The 23945-nt window shown below is 41.4% G+C and carries 15 protein-coding genes, 2 tRNA genes and 2 rRNA genes (1 of these 19 only partly in view); 5 read left to right on the forward strand and 14 right to left on the reverse strand.

What is annotated here, in order from left to right; translation table 11 throughout:
* The 7 genes from FD725_RS14595 to FD725_RS14625 all read right to left on the reverse strand — a co-directional run.
* Nucleotides 1-487, reverse strand: a 23S ribosomal RNA gene (locus FD725_RS14595) (it extends 2340 nt beyond the left edge of the window).
* Between the two features lie 198 nt (nucleotides 488-685).
* Nucleotides 686-758, reverse strand: a tRNA-Ala gene (locus tag FD725_RS14600).
* An 86-nt stretch (nucleotides 759-844) separates the two neighbouring features.
* Nucleotides 845-918, reverse strand: a tRNA-Ile gene (locus FD725_RS14605).
* Nucleotides 919-1055: 137 nt separating this feature from the next.
* Nucleotides 1056-2545: ribosomal RNA gene (locus tag FD725_RS14610) — 16S ribosomal RNA — on the reverse strand.
* The 16S and 23S rRNA genes sit together here with 2 tRNA genes alongside, the layout of an rRNA operon.
* Before the next feature lie 299 nt (nucleotides 2546-2844).
* The gene (locus tag FD725_RS14615; protein ID WP_179048785.1) at nucleotides 2845-4026 is read right to left on the reverse strand and encodes a hypothetical protein; all 1182 of its coding nucleotides are present in this window, start codon (nucleotides 4024-4026) and stop codon (nucleotides 2845-2847) included.
* A complete protein-coding gene (locus FD725_RS14620) occupies nucleotides 4023-5489 on the reverse strand; it encodes a hypothetical protein (RefSeq protein ID WP_179051548.1) in 1467 nt (488 codons plus the stop codon). Before FD725_RS14620 ends, FD725_RS14615 begins: the two co-directional genes overlap by 4 nt.
* Before the next feature lie 313 nt (nucleotides 5490-5802).
* Nucleotides 5803-6171: an alr0857 family protein gene (locus FD725_RS14625; RefSeq protein ID WP_179048786.1), complete on the reverse strand. Its 369-nt coding sequence runs from the start codon at nucleotides 6169-6171 to the stop codon at nucleotides 5803-5805.
* A 204-nt stretch (nucleotides 6172-6375) separates the two neighbouring features.
* On the opposite strand from FD725_RS14625, the gene FD725_RS14630 reads away from it, so the two are divergent.
* Nucleotides 6376-9267, forward strand: coding sequence for an NACHT domain-containing protein (locus FD725_RS14630; protein ID WP_179048787.1), 2892 nt, complete (start codon nucleotides 6376-6378; stop codon nucleotides 9265-9267).
* A 12-nt stretch (nucleotides 9268-9279) separates the two neighbouring features.
* Here FD725_RS14630 and pstB read toward each other — a convergent pair whose 3' ends face one another.
* The 6 genes from pstB to FD725_RS14660 form a co-directional block, all read right to left on the reverse strand.
* Nucleotides 9280-10110, reverse strand: coding sequence for a phosphate ABC transporter ATP-binding protein PstB (pstB, locus tag FD725_RS14635; protein ID WP_179048788.1), 831 nt, complete (start codon nucleotides 10108-10110; stop codon nucleotides 9280-9282).
* A gap of 45 nt (nucleotides 10111-10155) precedes the next feature.
* Complete coding sequence (pstA, locus tag FD725_RS14640) at nucleotides 10156-11058, reverse strand: phosphate ABC transporter permease PstA (RefSeq protein ID WP_179048789.1); 903 nt, start codon at nucleotides 11056-11058, stop codon at nucleotides 10156-10158.
* A gap of 15 nt (nucleotides 11059-11073) precedes the next feature.
* Entirely contained in the window at nucleotides 11074-12015 is a 942-nt protein-coding gene (gene pstC / locus FD725_RS14645) for a phosphate ABC transporter permease subunit PstC (protein ID WP_179048790.1), read from the reverse strand.
* Between the two features lie 7 nt (nucleotides 12016-12022).
* Nucleotides 12023-13021 (reverse strand): PstS family phosphate ABC transporter substrate-binding protein, encoded by a 999-nt coding sequence (locus tag FD725_RS14650; RefSeq protein ID WP_179048791.1) that lies wholly within the window; start codon nucleotides 13019-13021, stop codon nucleotides 12023-12025.
* Between the two features lie 51 nt (nucleotides 13022-13072).
* Complete coding sequence (locus FD725_RS14655; RefSeq protein WP_372726736.1) at nucleotides 13073-14110, reverse strand: sulfate ABC transporter substrate-binding protein; 1038 nt, start codon at nucleotides 14108-14110, stop codon at nucleotides 13073-13075.
* 386 nt (nucleotides 14111-14496) lie between these two features.
* Nucleotides 14497-15171, reverse strand: a complete 675-nt coding sequence (locus tag FD725_RS14660) for an HAD family phosphatase (RefSeq protein ID WP_179048793.1) — start codon at nucleotides 15169-15171, stop codon at nucleotides 14497-14499.
* Between the two features lie 49 nt (nucleotides 15172-15220).
* On the opposite strand from FD725_RS14660, the gene FD725_RS14665 reads away from it, so the two are divergent.
* Nucleotides 15221-16057, forward strand: coding sequence for a uroporphyrinogen-III synthase (locus tag FD725_RS14665; RefSeq protein WP_179048794.1), 837 nt, complete (start codon nucleotides 15221-15223; stop codon nucleotides 16055-16057).
* A gap of 132 nt (nucleotides 16058-16189) precedes the next feature.
* Here the strand turns inward: FD725_RS14665 and FD725_RS14670 are convergent, their stop codons facing one another.
* Nucleotides 16190-18346 (reverse strand): polyribonucleotide nucleotidyltransferase, encoded by a 2157-nt coding sequence (locus FD725_RS14670; protein WP_179048795.1) that lies wholly within the window; start codon nucleotides 18344-18346, stop codon nucleotides 16190-16192.
* Between the two features lie 510 nt (nucleotides 18347-18856).
* Here FD725_RS14670 and FD725_RS14675 point away from each other — a divergent pair.
* From FD725_RS14675 to FD725_RS14685, 3 genes are all read left to right on the forward strand, one after another.
* Nucleotides 18857-22054 (forward strand): DEAD/DEAH box helicase, encoded by a 3198-nt coding sequence (locus tag FD725_RS14675; protein ID WP_179048796.1) that lies wholly within the window; start codon nucleotides 18857-18859, stop codon nucleotides 22052-22054.
* 165 nt (nucleotides 22055-22219) lie between these two features.
* On the forward strand, nucleotides 22220-23041 hold the full coding sequence (locus FD725_RS14680) for an SWIM zinc finger family protein (RefSeq protein WP_179048797.1): 822 nt from the start codon (nucleotides 22220-22222) through the stop codon (nucleotides 23039-23041).
* Nucleotides 23042-23132: 91 nt separating this feature from the next.
* Entirely contained in the window at nucleotides 23133-23930 is a 798-nt protein-coding gene (locus tag FD725_RS14685) for an Rpn family recombination-promoting nuclease/putative transposase (protein ID WP_179048798.1), read from the forward strand.
* The last annotated feature ends 15 nt before the right edge of the window (nucleotides 23931-23945 follow it).

Below are 23945 nucleotides of genomic sequence, written 5' to 3' on the forward strand. Positions count from 1 at the left end.
CTCGCGGTACTGGTTCACTATCGGTCACACAGTAGTATTTAGCCTTACGAGATGGTCCTCGCTGATTCACATGGGATTCCTCGTGCCCCATGCTACTCGGGATGCAGCTACTATCCTTTGATTTTCGACTACAAGACTTTCACTTTCTCTGGTGCAGTATTTCGCTGCTTCGTCTAACCTCTAGATTCGATATCGCTGTCCCACTACCCCAAAAGGTTTACCCTTTGGTTTAGGCTTTTCCCATTTCGCTCACCACTACTTTGGGAATCTCTGTTGATTTCTCTTCCTCTGGCTACTAAGATGTTTCAGTTCGCCAGGTTGGCTCTTTCCTGTCTATATATTCAACAGGTAGTATTTAGGGTTCCCCCATTCGGACATCTCCGGCTCATAGTTTGCTTCCAACTCCCCGGAGTATTTCGTCGGTAACCACGTCCTTCTTCGCCTCTGTGTGCCTAGGTATCCACCATTAGCCCTTATTCGCTTGACCACAACTTCTTTGGTCTTTTTTGCTTCCACTTTCATTCACACTAACTAATGTCGTGTCAATGTCTGTTTCTGCCTGCTTTTCGCGTTTTTATGCAGTTTTCAAGGTTCTGGCTAGGTCTTCACCCAGCAGTCTAACAACACTATTGTGTTTCCTAGTTGCTGAATTTTTCCCTCTTTTCTTTTTGCTCTTTTTTCCAGGTGGAGGTTAGCGGACTCGAACCGCTGACATCCTGCTTGCAAAGCAGGCGCTCTACCAACTGAGCTAAACCCCCCAACACAATTCAAAATTCCAAATGCAAAATTCAAAAACAATTTCTTAATTTTGAATTTTGAATTTTTAATTTTGCATTGATTCAGGTGGGCCATCCTGGACTCGAACCAGGAATCTCACCCTTATCAGGGGTGCGCTCTAACCACCTGAGCTAATAGCCCCAATTCAACCCAAACCCAATCATAGTTTGAAAGCTTTTCTCTACACAACTTTTTCTCTCTGCGCACGACCTTGAGTAGACCATCTTGATGCTTACTTGCTTTTGGCTTTGGCTTCTCAAGTTGGGTAGGTCTCCCTTAAAGGAGGTGATCCAGCCACACCTTCCGGTACGGCTACCTTGTTACGACTTCACCCCAGTCACCAGCACTGCCTTAGGCATCCCCCTCTCCGAAAAGTTGGGGTAATGACTTCGGGCGTTGCCAGCTTCCATGGTGTGACGGGCGGTGTGTACAAGGCCCCGGGAACGAATTCACTGCAGTATGCTGACCTGCAATTACTAGCGATTCCTCCTTCACGCAGGCGAGTTGCAGCCTGCGATCTGAACTGAGCTACGGTTTCTTGGATTTGCATCACATCGCTGTGTAGCTGCCCTTTGTCCGTAGCATTGTAGTACGTGTGTAGCCCAAGACGTAAGGGGCATGCTGACTTGACGTCATCCCCACCTTCCTCCGGTTTGTCACCGGCAGTCTCTCTAGAGTGCCCAACTTAATGCTGGCAACTAAAAACGAGGGTTGCGCTCGTTGCGGGACTTAACCCAACATCTCACGACACGAGCTGACGACAGCCATGCACCACCTGTGTTCGTGCTCCCGAAGGCACTTTCTCCTTTCAGAAAAATTCACGACATGTCAAGTCTTGGTAAGGTTCTTCGCGTTGCATCGAATTAAACCACATACTCCACCGCTTGTGCGGGCCCCCGTCAATTCCTTTGAGTTTCACACTTGCGTGCGTACTCCCCAGGCGGGATACTTAACGCTTAGCTCCGGCACGGCTCGGGTCGATACAAGCCACGCCTAGTATCCATCGTTTACGGCTAGGACTACTGGGGTATCTAATCCCATTCGCTCCCCTAGCTTTCGTCCCTCAGTGTCAGTGCAGGCCTAGCAGAACGCTTTCGCCACTAGGTGTTCTTCCTGATCTCTACGCATTTCACCGCTACACCAGGAATTCCTTCTGCCCCGAACGCACTCTAGCTTTGTAGTTTCCACTGCTTTTATCTAGTTAAGCTAGACTCTTTAACAGCAGACACACAATGCCACCTGCGGACCCTTTACGCCCAATCATTCCGGATAACGCTTGCATCCTCCGTATTACCGCGGCTGCTGGCACGGAGTTAGCCGATGCTTATTCCTCAAGTACCTTCACTTTCTTATTCCTTGAGAAAAGAGGTTTACGACCCAAGAGCCTTCCTCCCTCACGCGGTATTGCTCCGTCAGGCTTTCGCCCATTGCGGAAAATTCCCCACTGCTGCCTCCCGTAGGAGTCTGGGCCGTGTCTCAGTCCCAGTGTGGCTGGTCATCCTCTCAGACCAGCTACTGATCGTCGCCTTGGTGCGCTCTTACCACACCAACTAGCTAATCAGACGCGAGCTCATTTTCAGGCAGCAAGCCTTTCACCTTTCGGCACATCCGGTATTAGCCACCGTTTCCAGTGGTTGTCCCAGACCTGAATGCAGATTCTCACGCGTTACTCACCCGTCCGCCACTAAATCCTAAGATTCCGTTCGACTTGCATGTGTTAAGCATACCGCCAGCGTTCATCCTGAGCCAGGATCAAACTCTCCGTTTTGAAGCGTTTGTTGCTCTTCTTTGCTGATTCTCACCTCAGCTTGGTGTTTTTTATTTTCTTGACGCAGGGTATTTGTTGTATACTTGCTTTCAAACTATAATATTTTCAAGGTTCGGTCGCCTCCGGAGCGCCGCTTTTTCGCGTCCCTCTTTCAGGCACTTATCCAATATATCTAACCTCCCACCTCCTGTCAACTCTTTGCAGGGTTCTTGATTTCTTCTTTCCCTTCAGATAGAAGCTTTTCAGGAAATACTTAGTCAGTTTTAAAGTATCTTTGATGCGATGCCTTCAGAACAAGCTTAGGACTTTTTAGCTTTTTTCCGTGCTGCGTCACGTACTTGTTGATTCAACAGATATCCAAAACCTGAAGTTTCTAGCCGAGATACAAGTTCATCACGAGTTTGTCCAAAAGCTTTGGCTGTGGCATCAAGGTTCCAGTTATATGTGGCTAGTTGGCTGAGTAAGTAGACTCGGCGCGTTTGGGCGGCTGATAAACGATAGGTTTTGAGATATTCTAATTCGCCGTTGTCTCGAACGATCGCCTCTCCTAGATGATTCTCTTGTTTGGGATTGAGGTTAGTGATGAAGCGTTGCAGTTGAAATGGCCCTGCTGTGTAAACCCTTTGGGATTGGAGTTGGCTCTGTAGTAGTCCTTCTGCCATGAAGCCTTGGAATGATGCCCAATCTGTTCGCATTTTGGCGATCGCACTGCTTAAATCTGCCAGACTATGAATTTGGGATTCATCTATAGATACATCCATTGGCAAAGGTGTATCGTGAAGTAAGCTGTATTGGTAAATGAGTTCACCATAGAAGTCTTCTAAAAGGCTGTTGTGTAGAGCTAGATAGTCTTCTGGGGTGGGAACAACAAAGGCAGAAGCTAAGGTTTCGGCAACGAATACTAATACCCCAACTTGATTTTCGTGAATTTCAAACACTCGTAAGGCATCTGCTAATCCTGCGATGTAGCGTCCACTAAAAGATGTTTCGTAACGGCAGCCTAGTCCGTAAGATAAGGCATATTGAGAATACTCACTCCAGGCAATGTCGGGGCCGGAAAAAAATAGTGACAGAAAACCTTCCATTGCCAAGTGTAGTGGTAAGAATCTGAGTTGATTGCTGGATTCTCGTTTTGCCATGCGATGTATTAAACGGACACTAGCATAAGGGGAATGAAGATTTTTCCCATCAGGCTTGAGTATTTGTCCGCCAAAACTAGCTACTGGGCTACCGTCATCACTCCAAGACATGACTAAACCGTGGGGTATATAAGAAAGGTACTTCATCCCCGGTTCAGTGATTTTTCCTTCTAGGGATACGATGGCGATGTCTTCATCGTAGGCACGACGTAGTAAACGTAAGTCGCCACGTACTTGTTGCCGCAGTAATGGGACAATGCGAACTGAACCTTGGATTTGCGAAGGGGCTATTTGCAATCCTTGGAGGGATATGTCTGTTAGTAGGCTGTTTGTTTTTTTCATAGCCAATTACCAAGGCTTAAATCACAGGATGGGAAAGTAGCTGTTAGCATTTGCTGCACTCGTTCTGCTAAATAGCTTTCTAATTCCGACAAGGGTGCAGAACCTTCGGCAAACCGGGCAAAGTTAAGCATGGTTGGTAAATCTTCAGCATCTCTTAGTCCTACAGTGGGGATGACTGGGCTGAGAGTGCGTAAAGAAAAGTCTTCGGAATTAAATACAGGGTTGCAGTGAATGATGGAAGTACGACATTGGGGATCTAATTTGTGGCGGTATAATCGAAGGACTTCGGCTGCACCGTTGGGTGGATCATTTTCACAAGCATCAGAGATAATTACTACTAGTTCTGCTCCTGATGCTAGGGCTGTTAGTAAAGGTGTGGCTAAGTCAGTTTGTCCACGGGCGTAAAGTTGTAGTGGTTCATCTACTGAAACTGTCCAGAAAGCACGGTATTCTTTGGAGGCGGATTTTAAAAGATAATGAGCAGCTAAAGCTATACCTAGAGAACGACGGCGCTTTTCATGAGAACCAGAACTGGAGTAGCTGCAATCAAGAACGGCTGCAACTTTTCCTAGTTTTAGGGGGGCTTTTTTTAATGCTAATTGTGCCGATCGCTCTAAGGCTTGGTGTAAGATATCTTTTTGTTGTCGTCTTGTTTCCCCAGGTAAGGAAAGTATATACAGCGCTAGCTTGGTTAAGGGAAGGCGACCAAAATCTACGTTAATGTCAACCTTTGCTGTACGTTCTGCTGTACCTTGTAAACGCAGCTTTTCCCCCAGGGTCATTTGCTGTTGAATCTGGGATAAAAATATATGGCGGGGTACTTTGTGTTTAATGGCAAAGCCTTCGGCAATAGTGAAGGGTAACTCATAGATGGCTTTAGCACTATAGTGAGCTTGGCGAAATTTTTCAAATAATTCTGTTGAGTAACTGCTTTGTTTCCAGTTGCGAAACAGGAAAGTACCTAATTCACCATGAAGTTTGAGGTGGGCATGGGTGGCGATCGCTCTCACTTTGCTGCGATACTTGACACTATCAAAGCTAAGATCGCGCCGCATACTGAGATAATCACGAGCGATCGCTCTACTACGTCTATTATTAATTCTTTTTTGGCGTAGTTGTTGTAAAACTCCCCAAGCCCGTTGTGGTGGTAAGGCGTTAAGTGCATAAGCAATGAGTGCGCCTTCTTCTTGACGATGTTGTGGGGATGTATGTTTTCCGGTTGCTAGTAATTTGAGAATGATTTGTGCTTGGTTGAAGTGGTTGATACCTGCGGCTAATGTTCGGGCATAAAGTAAGCGATAATTGCCGAGAATATAATCATGTAAAAAATCAATTGATACTCGCTGACCATAGGCATCATCATAAAATTCTTTTTGTCCACTGCAAGCGAGACAGGCGTTAATAAACATGACTAAATCTTCTCGTGCTACCTGTTCAACACGACTGTTATAGTTAGTAGTCATCATAATTTTGAATTTTGAATATTTTGGGATGCTGTTTGGGGAAAGAACAGTACGACTAAGTTTAGACAACTTAACAAGTTGGAACGGAAGTCATACCAAAGTCCCGCAAACAGCAAAAAATTTAGGACTTACGCACTCAATCAATAAACCATAAATGAGGGTGGTCAATAGTCATTAGTCATTAGTCAATAGTCATTAGTCATTAGTCAGCACTCATTACTTAAATACTGTTCGGGGAAAGGCGGTACGACGAACTAGGACAGTTTCACAGACTGGGTTCGGAAGTCATACCAGAGTCCCGCGAACAGCAAGCTTAAGCATGACAGAATTGCTGGCTTTGAGATATTTGCTGAAGCAATGATTCTGTGGATTTATTCAATACAGTCACGAAAATCCCTGTATCACTATTAGCCTGAGATGTTAGCCATGTTCCTTGGAGAACGACTTCCATAAAGTCAGCATCACTGGGGGAAAGTTGAACAAGATGATCTTTGGCTAGTGTCTCTAAATCAACTATGTGAGCAGAGTGAGTGGAAATGAGGAAAGAAACTGTACTTGATTCAATATATATGTTTGTGCCTGCTCGCAAAGCCAAGGTGACTCTTGTATTTACCCACTTTTCTAGGGATGTATCGAGACATTGGAGGCTAAAGCTATTTTCTGTGTAAGTGAGTTTTAACATATGGATTAATTGAGCTGGCAGTTTTTAGTTATCAGGTGTGATGGAGTTGTTTTATTCATAAATTGAGAATATTCTGAGGAAGTTCCCCTAAGCCAATGGAGTGTTTGATCAGGGAAAGACTTGTAAAATCTAGCTGAGGCAGGTGGGGGAAGTTGCTAAACTTAGGGGAATCCCCGAACTTTGTTGATTTGTACAACTAAGGCGATGGCAAGAGCGAGTTATGGCCCTGAAGCAAAAAAGCGATCGCGGCATTTATTACAGGTGCTGTTAGATTATGCTAATGATGAGATAGATGGTGATGAGGCTGCTTTAGAGGGTTTGCGATCAGAGATTCAAACTCGTTGGCAAGATGAACATCGGCTAATTGTGCGAACAAAAGTAAGATTTTTACAGGCTTTGACAGGTTTCACCACAACTGAATTAACTGCTGAACAAATCAAAGAAGCCTTAAAGCGGTTTGCAGATTTCGTAGGAATTTTAGAAGATAATCGTCCATCTCGCAGTGGTTCGGAAATTTGGCACTTTACTTTAAATCTCTGGTACAAGCGCCAAGATACAGCAGCCAATTTGCAAAAATTTGATCGGGAATGGGAAATTCGCCGTCCCGAAAAATCGCGGGAAGTCATGGTGGCGCAAGAAAATGAGCAGGTGGACAATTCTATCTCCTCATCTTCTCATATTTCTCACTGGCAGGAAGTTTGTCGTGCTAATCTCAATCATCGCTTGACAACAAATCCCTTGACTAGTGCAGATGGGGTGACTTTTGACTTTACGCAGATTTATGTACCCTTAGGTTTGGTGCAACGAAAACAGCGTTTAAGTCATCGTGGTGATGTAACTCCTCAAGAAGGTTCAAGGTTATATGAACCAGAAGATTCAGAGGTTAATCAAACATTTGATCACGATGAATTTATTCAACAGGTGTTAGGAAAAAAGCAGAGTCAGCGTATTGCCATTATTGGGGAACCAGGAGCAGGGAAAACTACTTTACTACAAAAGATTGCTACATGGGTTTTAGAAAATACTTCAGATTTACCTGTCTGGGTTTCTTTAGCTGATTTACAAGGTAGAACTTTAGATAAATATCTCATTGAAGATTGGCTACCTACTGCTACTCGGAAGCTAAGAGTTGCATCAGAAATTGAGGAAGAATTTTGTGAGCAGTTCAACCAAGGACGAGTTTATTTATTGTTGGATGCCGTTGATGAAATGGCTATGGAATCCACTAGCGCTTTAGCTAAAATTGCTGGTTTTTTAAAAGGTTGGGTGGCGGATGCTACTATTATTCTGACCTGTCGATTAAATGTCTGGGATGCGGGTAAAAATGCTTTAGAAAATTTTGATACCTATTGTAATTTACATTTTACTTATGGTGAAGAACAGACACCAGACAGAGTAGGACAATTTATTAGTCGATGGTTTCAGCACAACCCAAATTTAGCTGAAAAACTCCAATGTGAGTTAAACCAACCAGAAAGGCGACGTATTAGAGATGTGGTAAAAAATCCTTTACGATTGGCGTTGCTATGTCGAATTTGGGGCATGAGTCAAGGAATTTTACCTCAGAATAAAGCTATGTTATATGAGCAGTTTGTGGACGCAATTTATGAGTGGAAACAAGACTGTTTTTCGACAACTTCGTCCCAGAGACAAGAGTTAAATCAAGCACTGGGAGAATTAGCGTTGTTGGCGATCGCTCAAGAAAAAACCAAATTTCGGTTAAGATATAGTTTTGTCTGTCAAGTTTTAGGGGCTGCTGATGATGGATTATTTCAATTAGCACTGCAACTCGGTTGGTTAAATCAGGTTGGTGTCTCAGAAGTGTCAGGTGAGAAGGTTTATGCTTTCTATCATCCAACTTTTCAGGAATATTTTGCAGCACGAGCTGTTAATGATTGGCGGTTTTTCTTAAATCATCAATTAGCTGATAACAGGCAGAATATCTACCGTATTGTTGAGCCACAATGGCGGGAAGTTATTTTATTGTGGCTGGGTAGACATGATGTACCACAAGTAGAAAAAGCAGCATTTATGCAAGAGTTAGTGCAATTTCGAGATGGCTGCGGGGGATTTTATGAATATCAAGCTTACTTTTTAGCAGCTCAGGGAATTGCTGAGTTTACAGATTGCCAACAAGCGCATACAATCGTTCAACAATTAATTAAGTGGCGTTTTGGCTACTTTCATGTGCAACAAAAAAAATGGTGGAGATATCCATCACCAATTATAGAAGGTGCACGCATAGCATTACTAAAAACCGATCGCCATCAAGCGATCGCTGCTTTAGAACAATTTATCACATCTAATCAAAATGAGTTTGAAAGTTGGAATGCAGCTTATAGTTTAGGGAGGGTTTTTGATCCTGGTAATAAAATTGCGATCGCTACTTTAGAAAATCTTGTGAAAATAGCTCGTCATGAAACTATCCGTTGGCAAGTAGCCTATAGTCTGTGCAGAGTCGATACCAAAAATCTCATAGCAATTACTGCACTCAGAGAAATTATTGAGACGACTAAAAACGAATCAACTAAACGCAAGGCTGCTTATAGTTTAGGCAAAATTGAGCCAAAAAATGCGATCGCTATGGCCACACTCATAAAAATCTCTGAATCAGCCACAGATATATCTCAACGCCGACAAGCAGAAGAAAATTTAGCCACCTTACGCAGTGAGAAAATTACAATTCAATACCAGGGAAAAAGACAACACAAAGAAAATTCTCGTTTGCGTTCTCTAGATGAAAAAATTACAACTTTAATCCGTGGTATTTCCTCCTCTCCAGATGAAGATACCCAAAGACGTAGAGCTTATAAATTAGCACAAATCGATTTAGGTAATACCATAGCTTTCAACACTTTACTGCATCTACTGAAATCTACTCAAAGTGCATCTTTACGTAAACGCACAGCAGATAATTTAAAAGAAACCTTGACTAATGAACAGTTACCGCAGGTAATTGTATCTCTAAAAGATTACTTTTCTGATAGGGTAGAAGCTAAAGAGCTAGAACTACACAGGGATTTTTACAAACTCATGTGGTACTGTGCAGCAAATTTGAATTATCAGAAATTTTATCAAATTTGGCACAGTAATTAAATAGATTGAACCTTAACCAAACCGTCCGCTAATATATTCTTGTGCTTCTCTGGTACGAGGAGCATTGAACATCTGTTCGGTAGGACTAAACTCAACTAATTTACCCCGACGTTTACCACCATTATCAATTTCTGTGTTAAAAAAGGCCGTCCAATCTGCCACCCTAGAGGCTTGTTGCATATTATGAGTTACCATAATAATGGTGTATTGCTCTTTGAGTTCTAAGCAAAGTTCCTCTACTTGACGTGTGGAAATTGGATCAAGGGCAGAGCATGGTTCATCCATTAATAATACATCAGGCTTCATAGCGATCGCACGAGCAATACAAAGCCTTTGTTGTTGTCCACCAGATAATGCTGTACCTTTAGCTTTGAGTTTATCTTTGACTTCATCCCAAATTGCTGCACGTCTGAGAGAATCTTCTACTAGTTCATCAATATTCCCTTTGTAACCGTTAGAACGAGGGCCAAAAGCAATATTTTCGTATATCGACTTAGGAAAAGGATTTGGTCTTTGAAATACCATACCTATTTGTCGGCGCAATTTTACTGAATTAATTCTCGTGTCGTAAATATTGCGATCGCGGTAATTTAATCTTCCTTCTACTTTCGCACCGGGAATTAAATCATTCATCCGGTTAAAGCAGCGTAAGAGTGTACTTTTACCACATCCTGAAGGGCCAATAAAAGCAATTATTTGTTTGTCTGGAATTTTTAGGTAAACATCAATCAATGCCAGAAAGCCAGCATAATAAACCTTAACACCTTCCACATCAAATACTGAACTATCTTCGTGGTTGAGAGTAGTATTTCCCAAACTGTTTCTACTGTAATCCCCAGTCATTTTCTTAGCTCCTACAATACTTAAAAAATCATTTTGCTTGGTCTTTTACCTAGTGATAGAAAAGCGTTGTCGCACATAAATTGCTATGCCATTAAGCAACATAATTAAGAGTATTAAAGCAATAATTGTGGCTGCGGCTGAATTGGCAAAACCCGGTTCTGGACGAGTAATATAACTATAAATTTGAATGGGTAGTGCCATGAATCTTTGGGATAAACCAGGATCGAAAGTCAGAAAACTAACAGCACCTACTACAATCAAACAAGCCGCATCTCCAATTGCTCTAGATACAGAAATAATTACGCCTGTCAGAATACCAGGAATAGCATAAGGTATGACATGATGACTAATAGTTTGCCATTTAGTTACACCCAAGCCATAAGAAGCATTTCTCAAAGAATCTGGAACTGAACGAATAGCTTCTCTAGACGTGACAATGATCACTGGCAATGACAATAAAGATAAAGTCAATGCACCAGAAATTAACGTCGGGCCGAAGCCAAGCAGATAGTTAAAAACTCCTAAACCCAGCAACCCATAAACAATTGATGGTACACCAGCAAGATTACTAATATTAATCTCAATAATAGCTGTCCACCAAGCTTTAGGAGCATATTCTTCTAGATATAAAGCTGCTCCCACACCTATAGGTACGGCAACTAAAATAACGATAATTCCCAGCAGCACGCTGCCAAAAATCGCCGGACGAATACCTCCTTCTTCTGGAAATCGAGAAGGGGTTTCTGTCAAAAACCCTGGAGTTAAAAAGCGCAGTAATCCATCCCTACCAATATCAAAAATTAACAGCGCTAAAATGAACAAGCCTACTAGTAAACCTAGTAAAAACAGTATTTCAAATACCTTACCTAAAGACTCCCTTTTTTCCACACTCTCATTAAATTCTGAGGCAGAATCTAGAGAATCATCCCTTTGATAACTTGTAGTCATGTTTGCTAATACTTATTAATCGTACTTTTCTTTAAAACGATGAGAAATCCAGTAACTCACAATATTTAAAATTAGAGTCAGCAGAAATAGCACAGCGCCTACAGCATATAAAGTTTTGAAATTCAAACTTCCGCGAGGACTATCACCCCCAGAAATTTGGGCCATATAAGCCGTCATAGTTTCTACTGATTCTGTGAGATTGACAGTCAATTTTGGCTGTGAACCAGCAGCGATAAGTACAGTCATCGTCTCACCAACTGCGCGAGAAACACCTAAAATAATTGAGGCTGTAATTCCTGACAGCGCGGCGGGAAGAACTACTCTAAAAATAGTTTCCAGCTTAGTTATTCCTAAAGCGTAAGCACCTTCTCTTAGAGAACGAGGTACTGCTTTAATCGCATCTAAACTAATCGAACCAACTGTAGGAGTTATCATTACTCCCATCATTAACCCAGCACTCAAAGCATTGAATATTTCTAAAGGAATGAAATTTCTGAGTAATGGTGTGACAAACAAGAGTGCAAAGTAACCATAAACAACTGTGGGTATACCTGCCAAAAGTTCAACGGCTGGACGCAATATGGCTGCTACTTTGGGTTGAGCATATTCGCTTAAATAGATAGCTGAAGATAAGCCTAAAGGTACAGAAACAAACATAGCGATCGCTGTTGTTAAAAAAGTACCACTAATTAGCGGCCAAATCCCAAAATGTCTCTCAGCAAATAAAGGTGTCCATTTAGTATCTAGGAAGAAGTCAGCCAGTGATACTTCCTGGAAAAATTCAAAGGCAACTTGAAAGATAATTACAACAATTCCAAAGGTAGTTAGTACCGATACTAAACCACACGCAAATAAAATTGTCGCAAAAAACTTTTCTTGAAAATCGTCTAGTAATTTTTTATCAAGTGAAACATGAGCAGTTGCCGCAAAATCGTCTTGATTATTTGTGAATTGCATAATTTTTTCAGATAAAATTGGTTATTGGTTGACCAGGTTTTGCTTTTTTAAATTTAGTTCCAGTCTCACCTTTGGCAAATTTTTGCTTGACTTTGACGTAAGCTTCATCAGGTAGGGCAACATAACCAACACTATCAACCCATTTCCAAGAGTTTTCTAGATAAAAATTCACAAACTCTGTAACTGATGGCTTACTGTCTAATGATTTCTTACTGACATAAATAAACAAGGGGCGAGATAATGGTGTGTAGATATTTTTTACTACATTATCCAATGGTACAGGTTTTTCACACTTGCCTTGAGGACTTTCTACAGCTACCAAATTTAGTTTATCTTGGTTTTGCAGATAATAGGAAATACCTACATAACCCAAAGAATATTTATCACCTGCTACCCCTTGGACTAAAGTATTTTGATTGTGACTGGGGTTATAGTCAGTACGGCTATTTTTAGCTTTACCTGTCACAGCTTGACTAAAATAATCAAATGTTCCTGTATCAGAAGCAGGCGCATATAGTTTAATCTTCTCTTTCGGAAACTTAGAATTTACCTGATCCCAAGTTAAGACTTTACCATCTGCTTTAGCATTCCATAGCTTGTTAAATTCCTTAATGGTTAAACATTTAATAAAATTATTTTCCCGATTAGTGATAACAGCAATCCCATCCAACGCTATGGGTAACTCGACAAATTCAATGCCTTTACTTTTACATTTCTTAATTTCTTCATCTCTAATAGTTCGAGAAGCGCCAACAATATCAATTTCCCCAGCACAAAACTTACTAATACCTCCGCCAGTGCCGCTAGATGCAACACTAACCACAGCTTTTGATTGCACTTTTTGATATTCTTCAGCAACAGCAAGAGAAATAGGAAAACCAACAGCCGCACCATCAACACTGACCTGTTGCTGTTGCTCTTTACTACTACAAGCTGTGAGACTATAACTAGTCAGTATTAGCGATGTCACTATGAGGCTACTTTTGAGCCTATCAATCAAGTTCATAAATCTACTAATTGAGTTGATGTATAGATGAGGACAAAATTTAGATAAATTTTAGCTCTTACTATTAGCTTGAACTTTGTCAAAAATTGCTCCAGTTGCCAAAAACTTTTTCTGAATGTAATCCCAACCACCTAAGTCTTGAGCTGTAAATAAAGTTTGAATAGGGGGAGACTGTGATATTACTTCTTGTGTGACTATAGGGTTCACAGGACGATATTGAAATTTAGCAAACTCTCTTTGCGCTTCTGCTGAATAGAGAAAATCAACAAACGCTTCGGCAACTTTTCTTGTCTGATGTTTATCAACATTTTTATCAATTACCACTACAGGATTATCAATGGAGATATTAACCTGTGGCACAACATAAGGAAGTTTCGCTCCATTTTTTTTCGCCAAAACTACCTCGTTTTCGTAGTTAATTAAAACATCTCCCTGATTTTGTTGAAAAAATAAATCACTAGCCTCACGAGCATCTTTTGTTAATACAGGGATATTTTTATAAACTTTAGTTACGTAATCTAAAGCTGTGGCTTCATCTCCCCCTGTTTGGGTTATTGAACCCCAAAATGCTAAGAATTCCCAAATAGCAATACCAGATGTTTTAGGATTAGCGGCGATGATTTTTATCCCCTCTTTTGTTAAATCATCCCAATTTTTAATGCCTTTGGGATTACCTGCACGAGTAACGATCGCAGCAACTGATCTGCTAACAATACCATTTCTCGGATATCTAATTTCCCAATCTTTCTTAATTAAACCCGCTTGTTGTATTTTGATGACATCTAAAGGCAGCGCTAAATGTACTATATCCGCTTCCTGTTTGCCGGAAATGACATCAGCAGTCTGAGCGCCGGAACCACCATAACTCTGTTCAAAAGTGACGTTTTGATGATGTTCTTGCTGCCACTTTGCCACAAATTTAGGGATGATCTGATCATGAGCAGCTTTAGTCACAGAAAAAGATACTAACCGCAGCTTAATATCTTGATTGCTAGCTAAATTACCACCAGAGCAAGCAGCGATCGCTATACTTAAAACAGCACTCAATATGCCTAAACAGATATATTTTTTATTAAAACTGATTTGCATTACTTTTTGATATGAAAACAGCACAACTTGCCAAGCATCGACAACGCAAGTATATATTTTCTTTGTCCAGCTAGTTCCTTGCTGCATCGAATGCTGCGGACTATTCATTTTCTTATTCACCCTATAATCACCGGTATTTTGGTACATATACCGTAATTTATGATTATTATAAACCATGAAAATCTTATGGCTGTCAAGTACCTATTTTCATTCAGCCATAAAATTTAAAATTGCATCCCCAACGTGGCTGAAGATTGCTAACATTATTAAGAATTTTTTCACTGACAGAGATCAACTGTCGTAGGGTTCAAGAATAATAGAGAATAGGGGAAAGTAAGCTGCCCATAATTCTGTGTGTGCGTACTTGGCGACAACACACCATATAACTAACCTCTAGCCTCTAGTCTCTGTACCAACAGTTCCCCAACTTGCACTAGAGAGTCAAAAACTTGGTAAGCTAAACATCTGATTTCCGGGGATGGTTGTTCGATATCAGGAACCATAATCGGATACATCCCGGCACTAAAAGCAGCTTCTACACCGACACACGAGTCTTCAAAAACTAGACACTGTACAGGTGCAACATTGATTCTGCGACTGACTTCTAAATATATATCTGGTGCGGGTTTACCCTGGGCGACATCTTCACTGGTGACAATTGTTGTAAAGTGGTGCAGAATCGCGGCATTATTGAGGCGGCGGATAGTGCGGCTGCGGGATGTCCCAGTGGCTAGAGCAATGACTATGCCTAAATTATTTAGCTGACCTAGTAAGTCTAACACACCGGCTTTGATTGACAAACCTTCTTGTAATTCTCGGCGATCGCCAATTTCAATGCGTTGTCTTTTTACTGCTTCAAAAGGAAAGTTATTGCCATATTTTTGTTTAAGAATTTTTTCGCGCCATGATAAATCCCGTCCAACAAATTCACTATAGAAATCATCACTCATCACATATCCATGACTGGCTAAAGCTTGTTGCCAAGCCCAACGGGCAATGCTTTCTGTGTCAAAAAGCAAACCATCCATGTCAAAAATTGCGGCTCGAATATTTGGTAACACACTCAGTCCTTATTAATACTGTATTGTAATTTGATAACTTCACTAAATCATGTCGCCAAAAACCAAATTACTCACTCCATCTAGCCAACTACCTTTATATACCAAAAGGATTCTAATCACAGCACCGAGAAACTACGCTTCTAGGTTATCTGCACAAATCATTGACAAAGGTGGACTACCAATTTTCATGCCCACCATCGAAACCTGTTATTTATCTAACTATTCTGAATTAGATGCGGCTTTGCGGTGCATAGATCAATTTGATTGGATTGCTTTTACTAGTAGAAACGGCATCATAGCATTTTTTGAGCGCTTACATGATTTAGGTCTTTCTCTGTCTCAATTGCAAAATTGTCAGTTATGTGCATTAGGTAAAGACATAGAGCATTTATTATCAGTGTGTGGCAGAGTTGATTTAATTCCTAATGAATCTAGTCCTGGGGGAATTATTGCCGAATTAGCGCTAATGGAAGGGATTTTTGGCAAGAAAATTTTATTACCAACACCAGAAGTTATTGGTATTCCTGAACCTAATGTAGTACCTAATTTTATTACAGATTTACAAAGTTTAGGAATGCAGGTGACTCGTGTACCTACATACATAACTCAGAGTGTAGACAAAAGTATTTATGCAGGAGAATTAAATTTAATTCAGCAAGGCATAATAGACATGATTGCTTTTAGTAGTACCGCAGAAGTCACCAGCTTGATGGCGATGTTTAACTCAATCAATGATTTTGAGCATTGCCTGATTGCTTGTTTTGGCCCCTACACAGCAGCTAATGCCAGAAAATTAGGTATCAATGTTTCTGTTGTCTCGCAAGATTTTAGTTCTTTTGCAGGGTTTGTCAATGCAATGGCGGAATTTTATAGCAGCTGTCAATAGTTGCAAATTCAGTCGCTTGACTGATTTTATTCATCATCATGAAAAATTTTACGGCGATGCCTGCCTAAAGGCATCGCGGATTTTAGATTTGTAATTCATCCCTAATTCAAAATCTAAAATCCTCAACCGATATTAACGATTCACCGCCGCAGCTTCTCTGGCCGCAGTTGCTTGATCTGGGTGTATCCCCAAACGTGTGAGATTAATCCGTCCTTTATTGTCAATTTCGCGCACTTTGACAATAACTTCATCGCCAACGGCTACCTCATCCTCGACTTTGCCAACACGATAGTCAGCTAATTGGGAGATGTGGATCATTCCTTCTTTACCGGGGAGGAATTCGACAAAAGCGCCGATGGGGATAATCCGAGTGACACGTCCAGCATAGACATCACCTTCATTCAATTTGCGAGTCATGCCTTGAATGATACTACGCGCTCTTTTGGCCTTACTTTCATCGACCGCAGAAATTGTGACTGTGCCGTCATCTTCAATGTCGATTTTTGCACCAGTTTCTTCGGTGATGCCCTTAATCGTTTTACCACCAGGCCCAATGACTAGACCAATCATTTCTGGATCAATCCGAATAGTCAATAGACGAGGAGCATAAGGTGAGGTTTCAGTGCGTGGTTGGTCGATAGTTTGGAGCATTTTCTCCAGAATATGCAACCTAGCGTCTTTTGCTTGGTGGATGGCTTGGGCAATTACTTCCAAAGACAAACCAGATATTTTCATATCCATTTGTAAGGCGGTAATCCCTGTATCTGTGCCGGCGACTTTGAAGTCCATGTCACCTAAGAAATCTTCAATACCTTGAATATCTGTCAGAACACGGACTTCTTCACCTTCCTTAATCAAACCCATTGCTGCACCACTGACAGGTTTGATTAGGGGGACACCAGCATCCATCAAAGCCAGGGTGGAACCGCAAACAGAACCCATCGAGGTAGAACCATTAGAAGATAGGACTTCCGAGACGACGCGAATCACGTAAGGGAATTCCTCTTTGGGTGGTAGTACAGGTAATATGGCTCTTTCGGCTAATGCACCATGACCAACTTCTCGTCTACCCGGCGCACGCATGGGCTTAGTTTCGCCAACGGAGAAGGGAGGGAAGTTATAATGATGTAAGTAGCGTTTGGATTGATCTGTTTGCAGGTCATCGTTGAGGTTTTGGGCATCTCCGGGAGTACCCAGGGTACAGGCGGATAATACCTGAGTTAGTCCTCTGTTAAATAAGCCGCTACCGTGGACACGCTTAGGTAAGACATCAACTTGACAAGATACAGGACGGACTTCATCAAGTTTACGACCATCAACACGCACGTTATCTTCGATGATTTGGCGGCGCATGAAGTATTTTGTAATGTCTTTAAAAGTGTTGCCCAGGGCCTTACTATTGGCGGTGGCTGCCGTCCGAATGGGATCTTCTTCTGGGAGTTCGGCGATCGCTGTGGCAATATTATCTTTAACGACATCCAACGCGGCATCGCGTTCGGGTTTAGTCAATGCAAATTGAGCCAGAATTTTCTTAATTTCATCGCTAGCGCGATCGCGGATATAATTTTCCAGAGTTTGGTCTACCTCTGGCGGTGCTTCTTGGACAATTTCCAGACCGAGTTCAGCAACTAAGTCTAGCTGTGCTTTGATTAAATCCCTAACTGCTTCGTAGCCAAAATCAATGGCTTCAATAATATCTCGTTCTGGTAACTGATTTGCTCCCGCTTCCACCATGATCACACCATGAGGTGAACCGGCTACCACCAAGTCCAAATCTCCGGCTTCGATTTCTGCATAGGTGGGGTTAATCACGAAATCATCACCCACTAAACCTACCCGCACTGCTGCCATTGGCCCATTAAAGGGAATTTTGGCAATTAGTGTAGCAATGGAAGCGCCTGTGACGGCTAGGACATCGGGTGGTACTTGCTCATCCATCGACATTGTTAAAGCGATAACTTGCAAGTCATCCCGCAACCATGAAGGGAACAAAGGACGCAAGGGACGGTCTATAAGACGGCTGGTGAGAATTGCTTTCTCTGGGGGACGACCTTCTCGGCGCATGATCCCACCGGGGATTCTCCCTGCCGCATATAGTCTTTCTTCATAATCTACTGTCAGGGGAAGAAAATCAATGCCCTCTCTGGCTTGCGATCGCGTAGCTGTGACCAATACAGCTGTATCCCCCGATTCTATCAAAACTGACCCACCCGCTTGGGGTGCTAGTAGGCCTACCTTCAGTCGAATATCCCTTCCATCGAAGGATATTGACTTATCAACTTCTGCCATTCAGCTTTTTTTCCTTCTATGCACGCTATTCTCTCTACTGTGGCAATCCTAACATTTATGCCTTGTAGCTGGCTTCTGTTGAACACAAACAGCAACAAGTACTTCAACGCATAGCGCACCACTGTTCCATCAGCCAGCTTTGCCGCTTTGGGAATGCTTCCCATGATATCAAAGTAAATCCGCTTTGAGGTTTGGGTGTAAGAAGGGAACAGGTGACAGGTGACAGGTAATAGGGAATGGGGAAGAGTGGAGGTGGAGTTTTACTAGGTTTTGCAAAAATCAGGTAGCAGTTCTATGTATGGTAATTGAAGGTATATTAGTTTCAAAGAGTGAATTTAAAGAGAGAGGCTAGGGACTAGGGGTCAGAGGGTAGAGGTTAGTGTTTTTTTATCAGCACGCATTACTTTTGCAAAACAGCTAATTATGGAAAAATCCTCAATCAAACATGAAAATATTTCTCTTCTAGCCTCTAGCCCCTAGATCCTCTTTCAAAGTTTGAGTAATTAACAAATGGCAATTTTACACGGTAGTTGGTTATTAAAAGAGCCGGATAGTTGTTTATTTATCTGGGGAGAAATTTGGCGATCGCCACGGGTAAATTTTGAGTTTGGGGAAATAGCCCTCAATCCCTTGGCGATGAATATATCTGAGTTGGGTGAGTGGGTGCATTCAGAGCATCAAATCATGGCTAATCTCATACCACAACAGGTGAAAAAATCCTCGGCTAAATCTTCAACTGCTACGGAAATTAATTTACCAATTCAATCACAAATAATTGCTCTCCCGACGGAAATTACAAAACTTAAAAAGGAAGAAACATTATTAATTTCTCCTGTTCATTCTGCAGCATTGGTATCTGAAGTAGACTCTCAACAATATCTACATCCTTGGCGAGTTGCAGGTTTTTGTCTTCACCCTAGTGCGGCAATTAAATTTCTGACTTCTCTACCTTTGAATGCCACAAATGGAGAGGATGCTTTTTTGGGTGGAGATTTACGTTTTTGGTCACAAATTGCCCGTTGGAGTTTAGATTTAATTTCTCGGTCTAAGTTTTTACCAGTTATTCAACGACAAGCCAATGGTTCTGTGAATGCGAAATGGCAAGTTCTTCTGGATAGTGCTGTCGATGGAACTCGGTTAGAAAAGTTTGCGGCCAAGATGCCTTTTGTTTGTCGGAGTTATCAAGGAATGGGGACTGGGGAGATTTGTGTAGAGTTTCCGAGTCAGCCGCAGGAATTATTATTGGGTTTTCTTAACAGGATCATCGATGCTCAGGTGCGTCAGATGGTGGGTAATCAACCTCTGGTAGAAAATCGGCTGATGACAGCTTTACCCCCGGCGGTGCAACAGTGGTTGCAAGGGTTGGCTGGTGCAGCGAATATTCATGCAGATGCAGTTGGATTAGAAAGATTAGAAGCGGCACTCAAGGCGTGGACGATGCCGCTAGAATATCAATTATCGGGTAAAAATCGATTTCGGACTTGTTTGGAATTGCGATCGCCCCAATCTGGAGAAAGCAATTGGACATTGTTATATTACTTACAAGCAGCCGATAATCCAGAATTTCTAGTTGATGCGGCGACGATTTGGCATAGTCCAGTTGCACAATTAGTTTATCAAAATCGTTCTATTGACCAGCCCCAAGAAACATTCTTGCGGGGTTTGGGTTTAGCTTCTCGATTGTATCCAGTCATTGCCCCTACGTTAGAGTCTGCATCTCCTCAATTTTGCCACATCACTCCTATCCAAGCTTATGAATTTATCAAGTCTGTAGTTTGGCGATTGGAAGATAGCGGTTTAGGTGTGATTTTACCCCCCAGTTTGGCAAACCGCGAAGGTTGGGCAAATCGCTTGGGGTTAAAAATTTCTGCCGAAACACCAAACAAAAAACAAGGCAGGTTGGGTTTACAAAGTCTGCTCAATTTTCAATGGCAATTAGCAATCGGTGGACAGACTATTTCTAAGGCGGAATTTGATCGATTGGTGGCTTTAAATAGTCCATTGGTAGAAATTAATGGCGAATGGGTAGAGTTGCGTCCTCAAGATATTAAGACAGCCCAAAACTTTTTTGCCTCGCGTAAAGAGCAAATGTCTTTATCTTTAGAAGATGCTTTACGTTTGAGTAGTGGAGATACTCAAGTAATTGAAAAATTACCAGTAGTGAGTTTTGCAGCCTCTGGTGCATTGGAAGAATTAATTGGCACGTTGACAAATAATCAAGCGATCGCACCTTTACCCACACCGAAAAACTTTAAAGGAGAGTTACGACCTTATCAAGAACGTGGTGCAGCTTGGCTAGCGTTTTTAGAACGTTGGGGTTTGGGTGCTTGTCTTGCCGACGATATGGGACTGGGCAAAACCATTCAGTTCATTGCCTTTCTATTACATCTCAAAGAACAAGATACACTAGAAAAACCAACGCTCTTAGTTTGTCCAACTTCGGTTTTAGGCAACTGGGAAAGAGAAGTTAAAAAATTTGCCCCTACACTCAAATTTCTGCAATATCACGGTGATAAACGTCCTAAAGGTAAGGCATTTCAGGAAGCAGTTAAAAATCATGATTTAGTCATTACTAGTTATTCACTGATTCATCGAGATATTAAATCATTGCAAGCTGTTAATTGGCAGACAATTGTTTTAGATGAAGCCCAGAATGTGAAAAATTCAGAAGCTAAACAATCCCAGGCAGTTAGACAATTAGAAACAACATTTCGGATTGCTTTAACAGGTACACCAGTAGAAAATAGACTACAAGAACTTTGGTCAATTTTAGATTTTCTCAACCCTGGATTTTTGGGCAATAAGCAGTTTTTCCAAAGACGATTTGCTATGCCAATTGAAAAGTATGGTGATACAGCATCGTTAAATCAATTACGTTCTTTAGTTCAGCCATTTATCTTACGTCGTTTGAAAACAGACCGCACCATTATTCAAGACTTACCAGATAAGCAAGAAATGACCGTCTTTTGTGGTTTAACGACAGAACAAGCTACCCTGTATCAACAAGTAGTAGAAGCATCCTTAGCCGAGATTGAATCTGCCGAAGGATTACAAAGGCGGGGGATGATTTTAGCTTTATTAATTAAACTTAAGCAAATTTGCAACCACCCATCACAATATTTAAAAGTAGCCACATTAGAACAACATAGTTCTGGTAAATTGCAACGGCTAGAAGAGATGTTAGAAGTGGCAATAGAAGAAGGCGATCGCGCTTTAATCTTCACACAATTTGCTGAGTGGGGCAAACTACTCAAACCCCATTTAGAAAAACAACTGGGACGAGAAATATTCTTTTTATATGGTAGTACCAGCAAAAAGCAACGTGAAGAAATGATTGACCGTTTTCAACACGACCCCCAAGGGCCACCAATTATGATTTTATCATTAAAAGCTGGTGGTGTAGGATTAAATTTAACCAGGGCTAATCATGTATTCCATTTTGATAGATGGTGGAATCCCGCAGTCGAAAACCAAGCTACAGATAGAGTATTTCGGATTGGTCAAACTCGCAATGTCCAAGTACATAAATTTGTCTGCAATGGCACTTTAGAAGAAAAAATTCACGATATGATTGAAAGCAAAAAACAACTAGCAGAACAAGTTGTTGGTACAGGTGAAGAATGGTTAACAGAATTAGATACAGACCAACTCCGCAATTTATTATTACTTGACCGCAGTGCAGTTATTGATGACGATGAAACTAACTAGAGAGTGCTGAGTGCTGAGTAATGAGTGAGGGAGTGAGGGAGTGAGGGACAAGGGGACAAGGGGACAAGGGGACAAGGGGAAAATAATTTTAACTGTTGACCAATGACTATTGACCAATGACTATTGACTATTGACTATTGACTATTGACTATTGACTAATAACCAATGACTACATACACTCTACAAGCAAGCCGAGAATGGTGGTCACAAAGGTGGCTCGATTTACTTGATGCTTATCGATTTAAAAAACGCTTGGAACGAGCCAGAATATATGCTCGTGAAGGCAATGTTTTGAGTATTGATTTTCAAGGTGCAAAAGTATTAGCAAGAGTCCAAGGAAGTGAAGTAGAACCTTATAAAGTTTCTCTATCTCTTGACGCATTTAGTGATGAACAGTGGGGATATGTAATTGAAACCATGTCCCAAAAGGCAATTTTTGCAGCTAAGTTATTAGCAGGAGAAATGCCCCAAAATATTGAGGAAGTATTTACAACTAATGGGTTGTCATTATTTCCGTTTACCTTATCTGACGTGCATAGTAAATGTTCGTGTCCTGATAAAGTTAATCCTTGTAAACACGTTGGTGCAGTATACTATCAATTAGGCGATCGCTTTAGTGAAGATCCTTTTGTACTCTTTCAACTACGTGGGCGTAATAAAGAACAAATTATTAGCGATTTGCGGCAATTACGTAATTCTAAAATTGAAGTTAGTACCACAGAAACATCTGATATTCAATCTTCAATAACTCAGAATCAAGACAAGGTTAAATTTGCGTCTTTCTGGCAATATGATGAACCGTTAGAATCTTCTTTAGTTGTAATTGCACCGTCAACTAGTGAGACAGTTTTAAATACATTAGGTGCAATTCCTCTGGCTAAGACAGAAGATAATGCTAGCGATATAGTGATGAAATATTTAGATACTTTGTATCAGCAAGTCAGTCAAAAAGCCATGCTAACCGCGATGAATGTAGGTGGTAATTAACTAATACTCAAGCATTGTAGCGACTGCCTTGAAAGTCAAGCTTTTTGAAGCTCCAATCAATAGTTAATAACCATCCTAATTCCATATTTTAGTGAAACGCGACTCCATTTATTACCAAATCTTTAAACGCTTTCCCGCGTTAATTTTTGAACTTGTTGATGACCGTCCTGAACAGGCGCAGAATTATCGATTTGAGTCAGTTGAGGTGAAAGAAACCTCTTTTCGCATTGATGGGGTCTTTTTACCTCCAGAGGGTGCAACAAAGAGAGTTATCTTTTTTGCAGAAGTTCAATTCCAGAGCGATGAAGGTTTGTATCATCGATTTTTTACCGAATCAATGATGTATTTGAACCGGAATCGGTCTTTCTACGATGACTGGTACTGTGTGGTAATTTTTCCATCACGCTCAAATGAACCAAGCGATACAAGAACTCATCGCATATTTTTAAACAGCGACCAAGTGCAGCGCATTTATTTAGATGAGTTAGGTAATCCTGATACTCTGCCAATAGGCATCAATTTAATGCAGTTGACAATCGCATCGGATGCAGTGATGGCAGAGCAAGCGAAGCAATTAATTCAACGGGTACAATTAGAGTCAACTACTGCACTGCTGAAAAACGAGATAATAGATATTATCACCACAATTGCCGTTTACAAGTTTTCTTCGTTAAGTAGAGAGGAAGTGGAAGCCATGTTGGGACTGACTTTAGAGCAAACAAGGGTTTATCAAGAAGCGAAAGCTGAGGGTAGGGAAGAACGGGAAGCTGAAATATTGAAAGTTACCGTTCCCCTGTTACTAAAAACGGGAATGAGTGTAGAACAGATTGCTCAACAGCTCAATGTTGATGTAGCAGCTGTCCATCTGGCTGTACAGCAGAGTGCATAGAAAAGCACGCACACC

The sequence above is a fragment of the Nostoc sp. TCL26-01 genome (assembly GCF_013393945.1).
Lineage (GTDB): Bacteria > Cyanobacteriota > Cyanobacteriia > Cyanobacteriales > Nostocaceae > Trichormus.

Coding starts and splice junctions, on each gene's coding strand:
- FD725_RS14655 (WP_372726736.1), bottom strand. CDS start 14,110: ATGCAAATCAGTTTTAATAAAAAATATATCTGTTTAGGCATATTGAGT.
- pstA (WP_179048789.1), bottom strand. CDS start 11,058: ATGACTACAAGTTATCAAAGGGATGATTCTCTAGATTCTGCCTCAGAA.
- FD725_RS14650 (WP_179048791.1), bottom strand. CDS start 13,021: ATGAACTTGATTGATAGGCTCAAAAGTAGCCTCATAGTGACATCGCTA.
- FD725_RS14670 (WP_179048795.1), bottom strand. CDS start 18,346: ATGGCAGAAGTTGATAAGTCAATATCCTTCGATGGAAGGGATATTCGA.
- FD725_RS14620 (WP_179051548.1), bottom strand. CDS start 5,489: ATGACTACTAACTATAACAGTCGTGTTGAACAGGTAGCACGAGAAGAT.
- pstB (WP_179048788.1), bottom strand. CDS start 10,110: ATGACTGGGGATTACAGTAGAAACAGTTTGGGAAATACTACTCTCAAC.
- FD725_RS14680 (WP_179048797.1), top strand. CDS start 22,220: ATGACTACATACACTCTACAAGCAAGCCGAGAATGGTGGTCACAAAGG.
- FD725_RS14615 (WP_179048785.1), bottom strand. CDS start 4,026: ATGAAAAAAACAAACAGCCTACTAACAGACATATCCCTCCAAGGATTG.
- FD725_RS14665 (WP_179048794.1), top strand. CDS start 15,221: ATGTCGCCAAAAACCAAATTACTCACTCCATCTAGCCAACTACCTTTA.
- FD725_RS14630 (WP_179048787.1), top strand. CDS start 6,376: ATGGCAAGAGCGAGTTATGGCCCTGAAGCAAAAAAGCGATCGCGGCAT.
- FD725_RS14675 (WP_179048796.1), top strand. CDS start 18,857: ATGGCAATTTTACACGGTAGTTGGTTATTAAAAGAGCCGGATAGTTGT.
- pstC (WP_179048790.1), bottom strand. CDS start 12,015: ATGCAATTCACAAATAATCAAGACGATTTTGCGGCAACTGCTCATGTT.
- FD725_RS14625 (WP_179048786.1), bottom strand. CDS start 6,171: ATGTTAAAACTCACTTACACAGAAAATAGCTTTAGCCTCCAATGTCTC.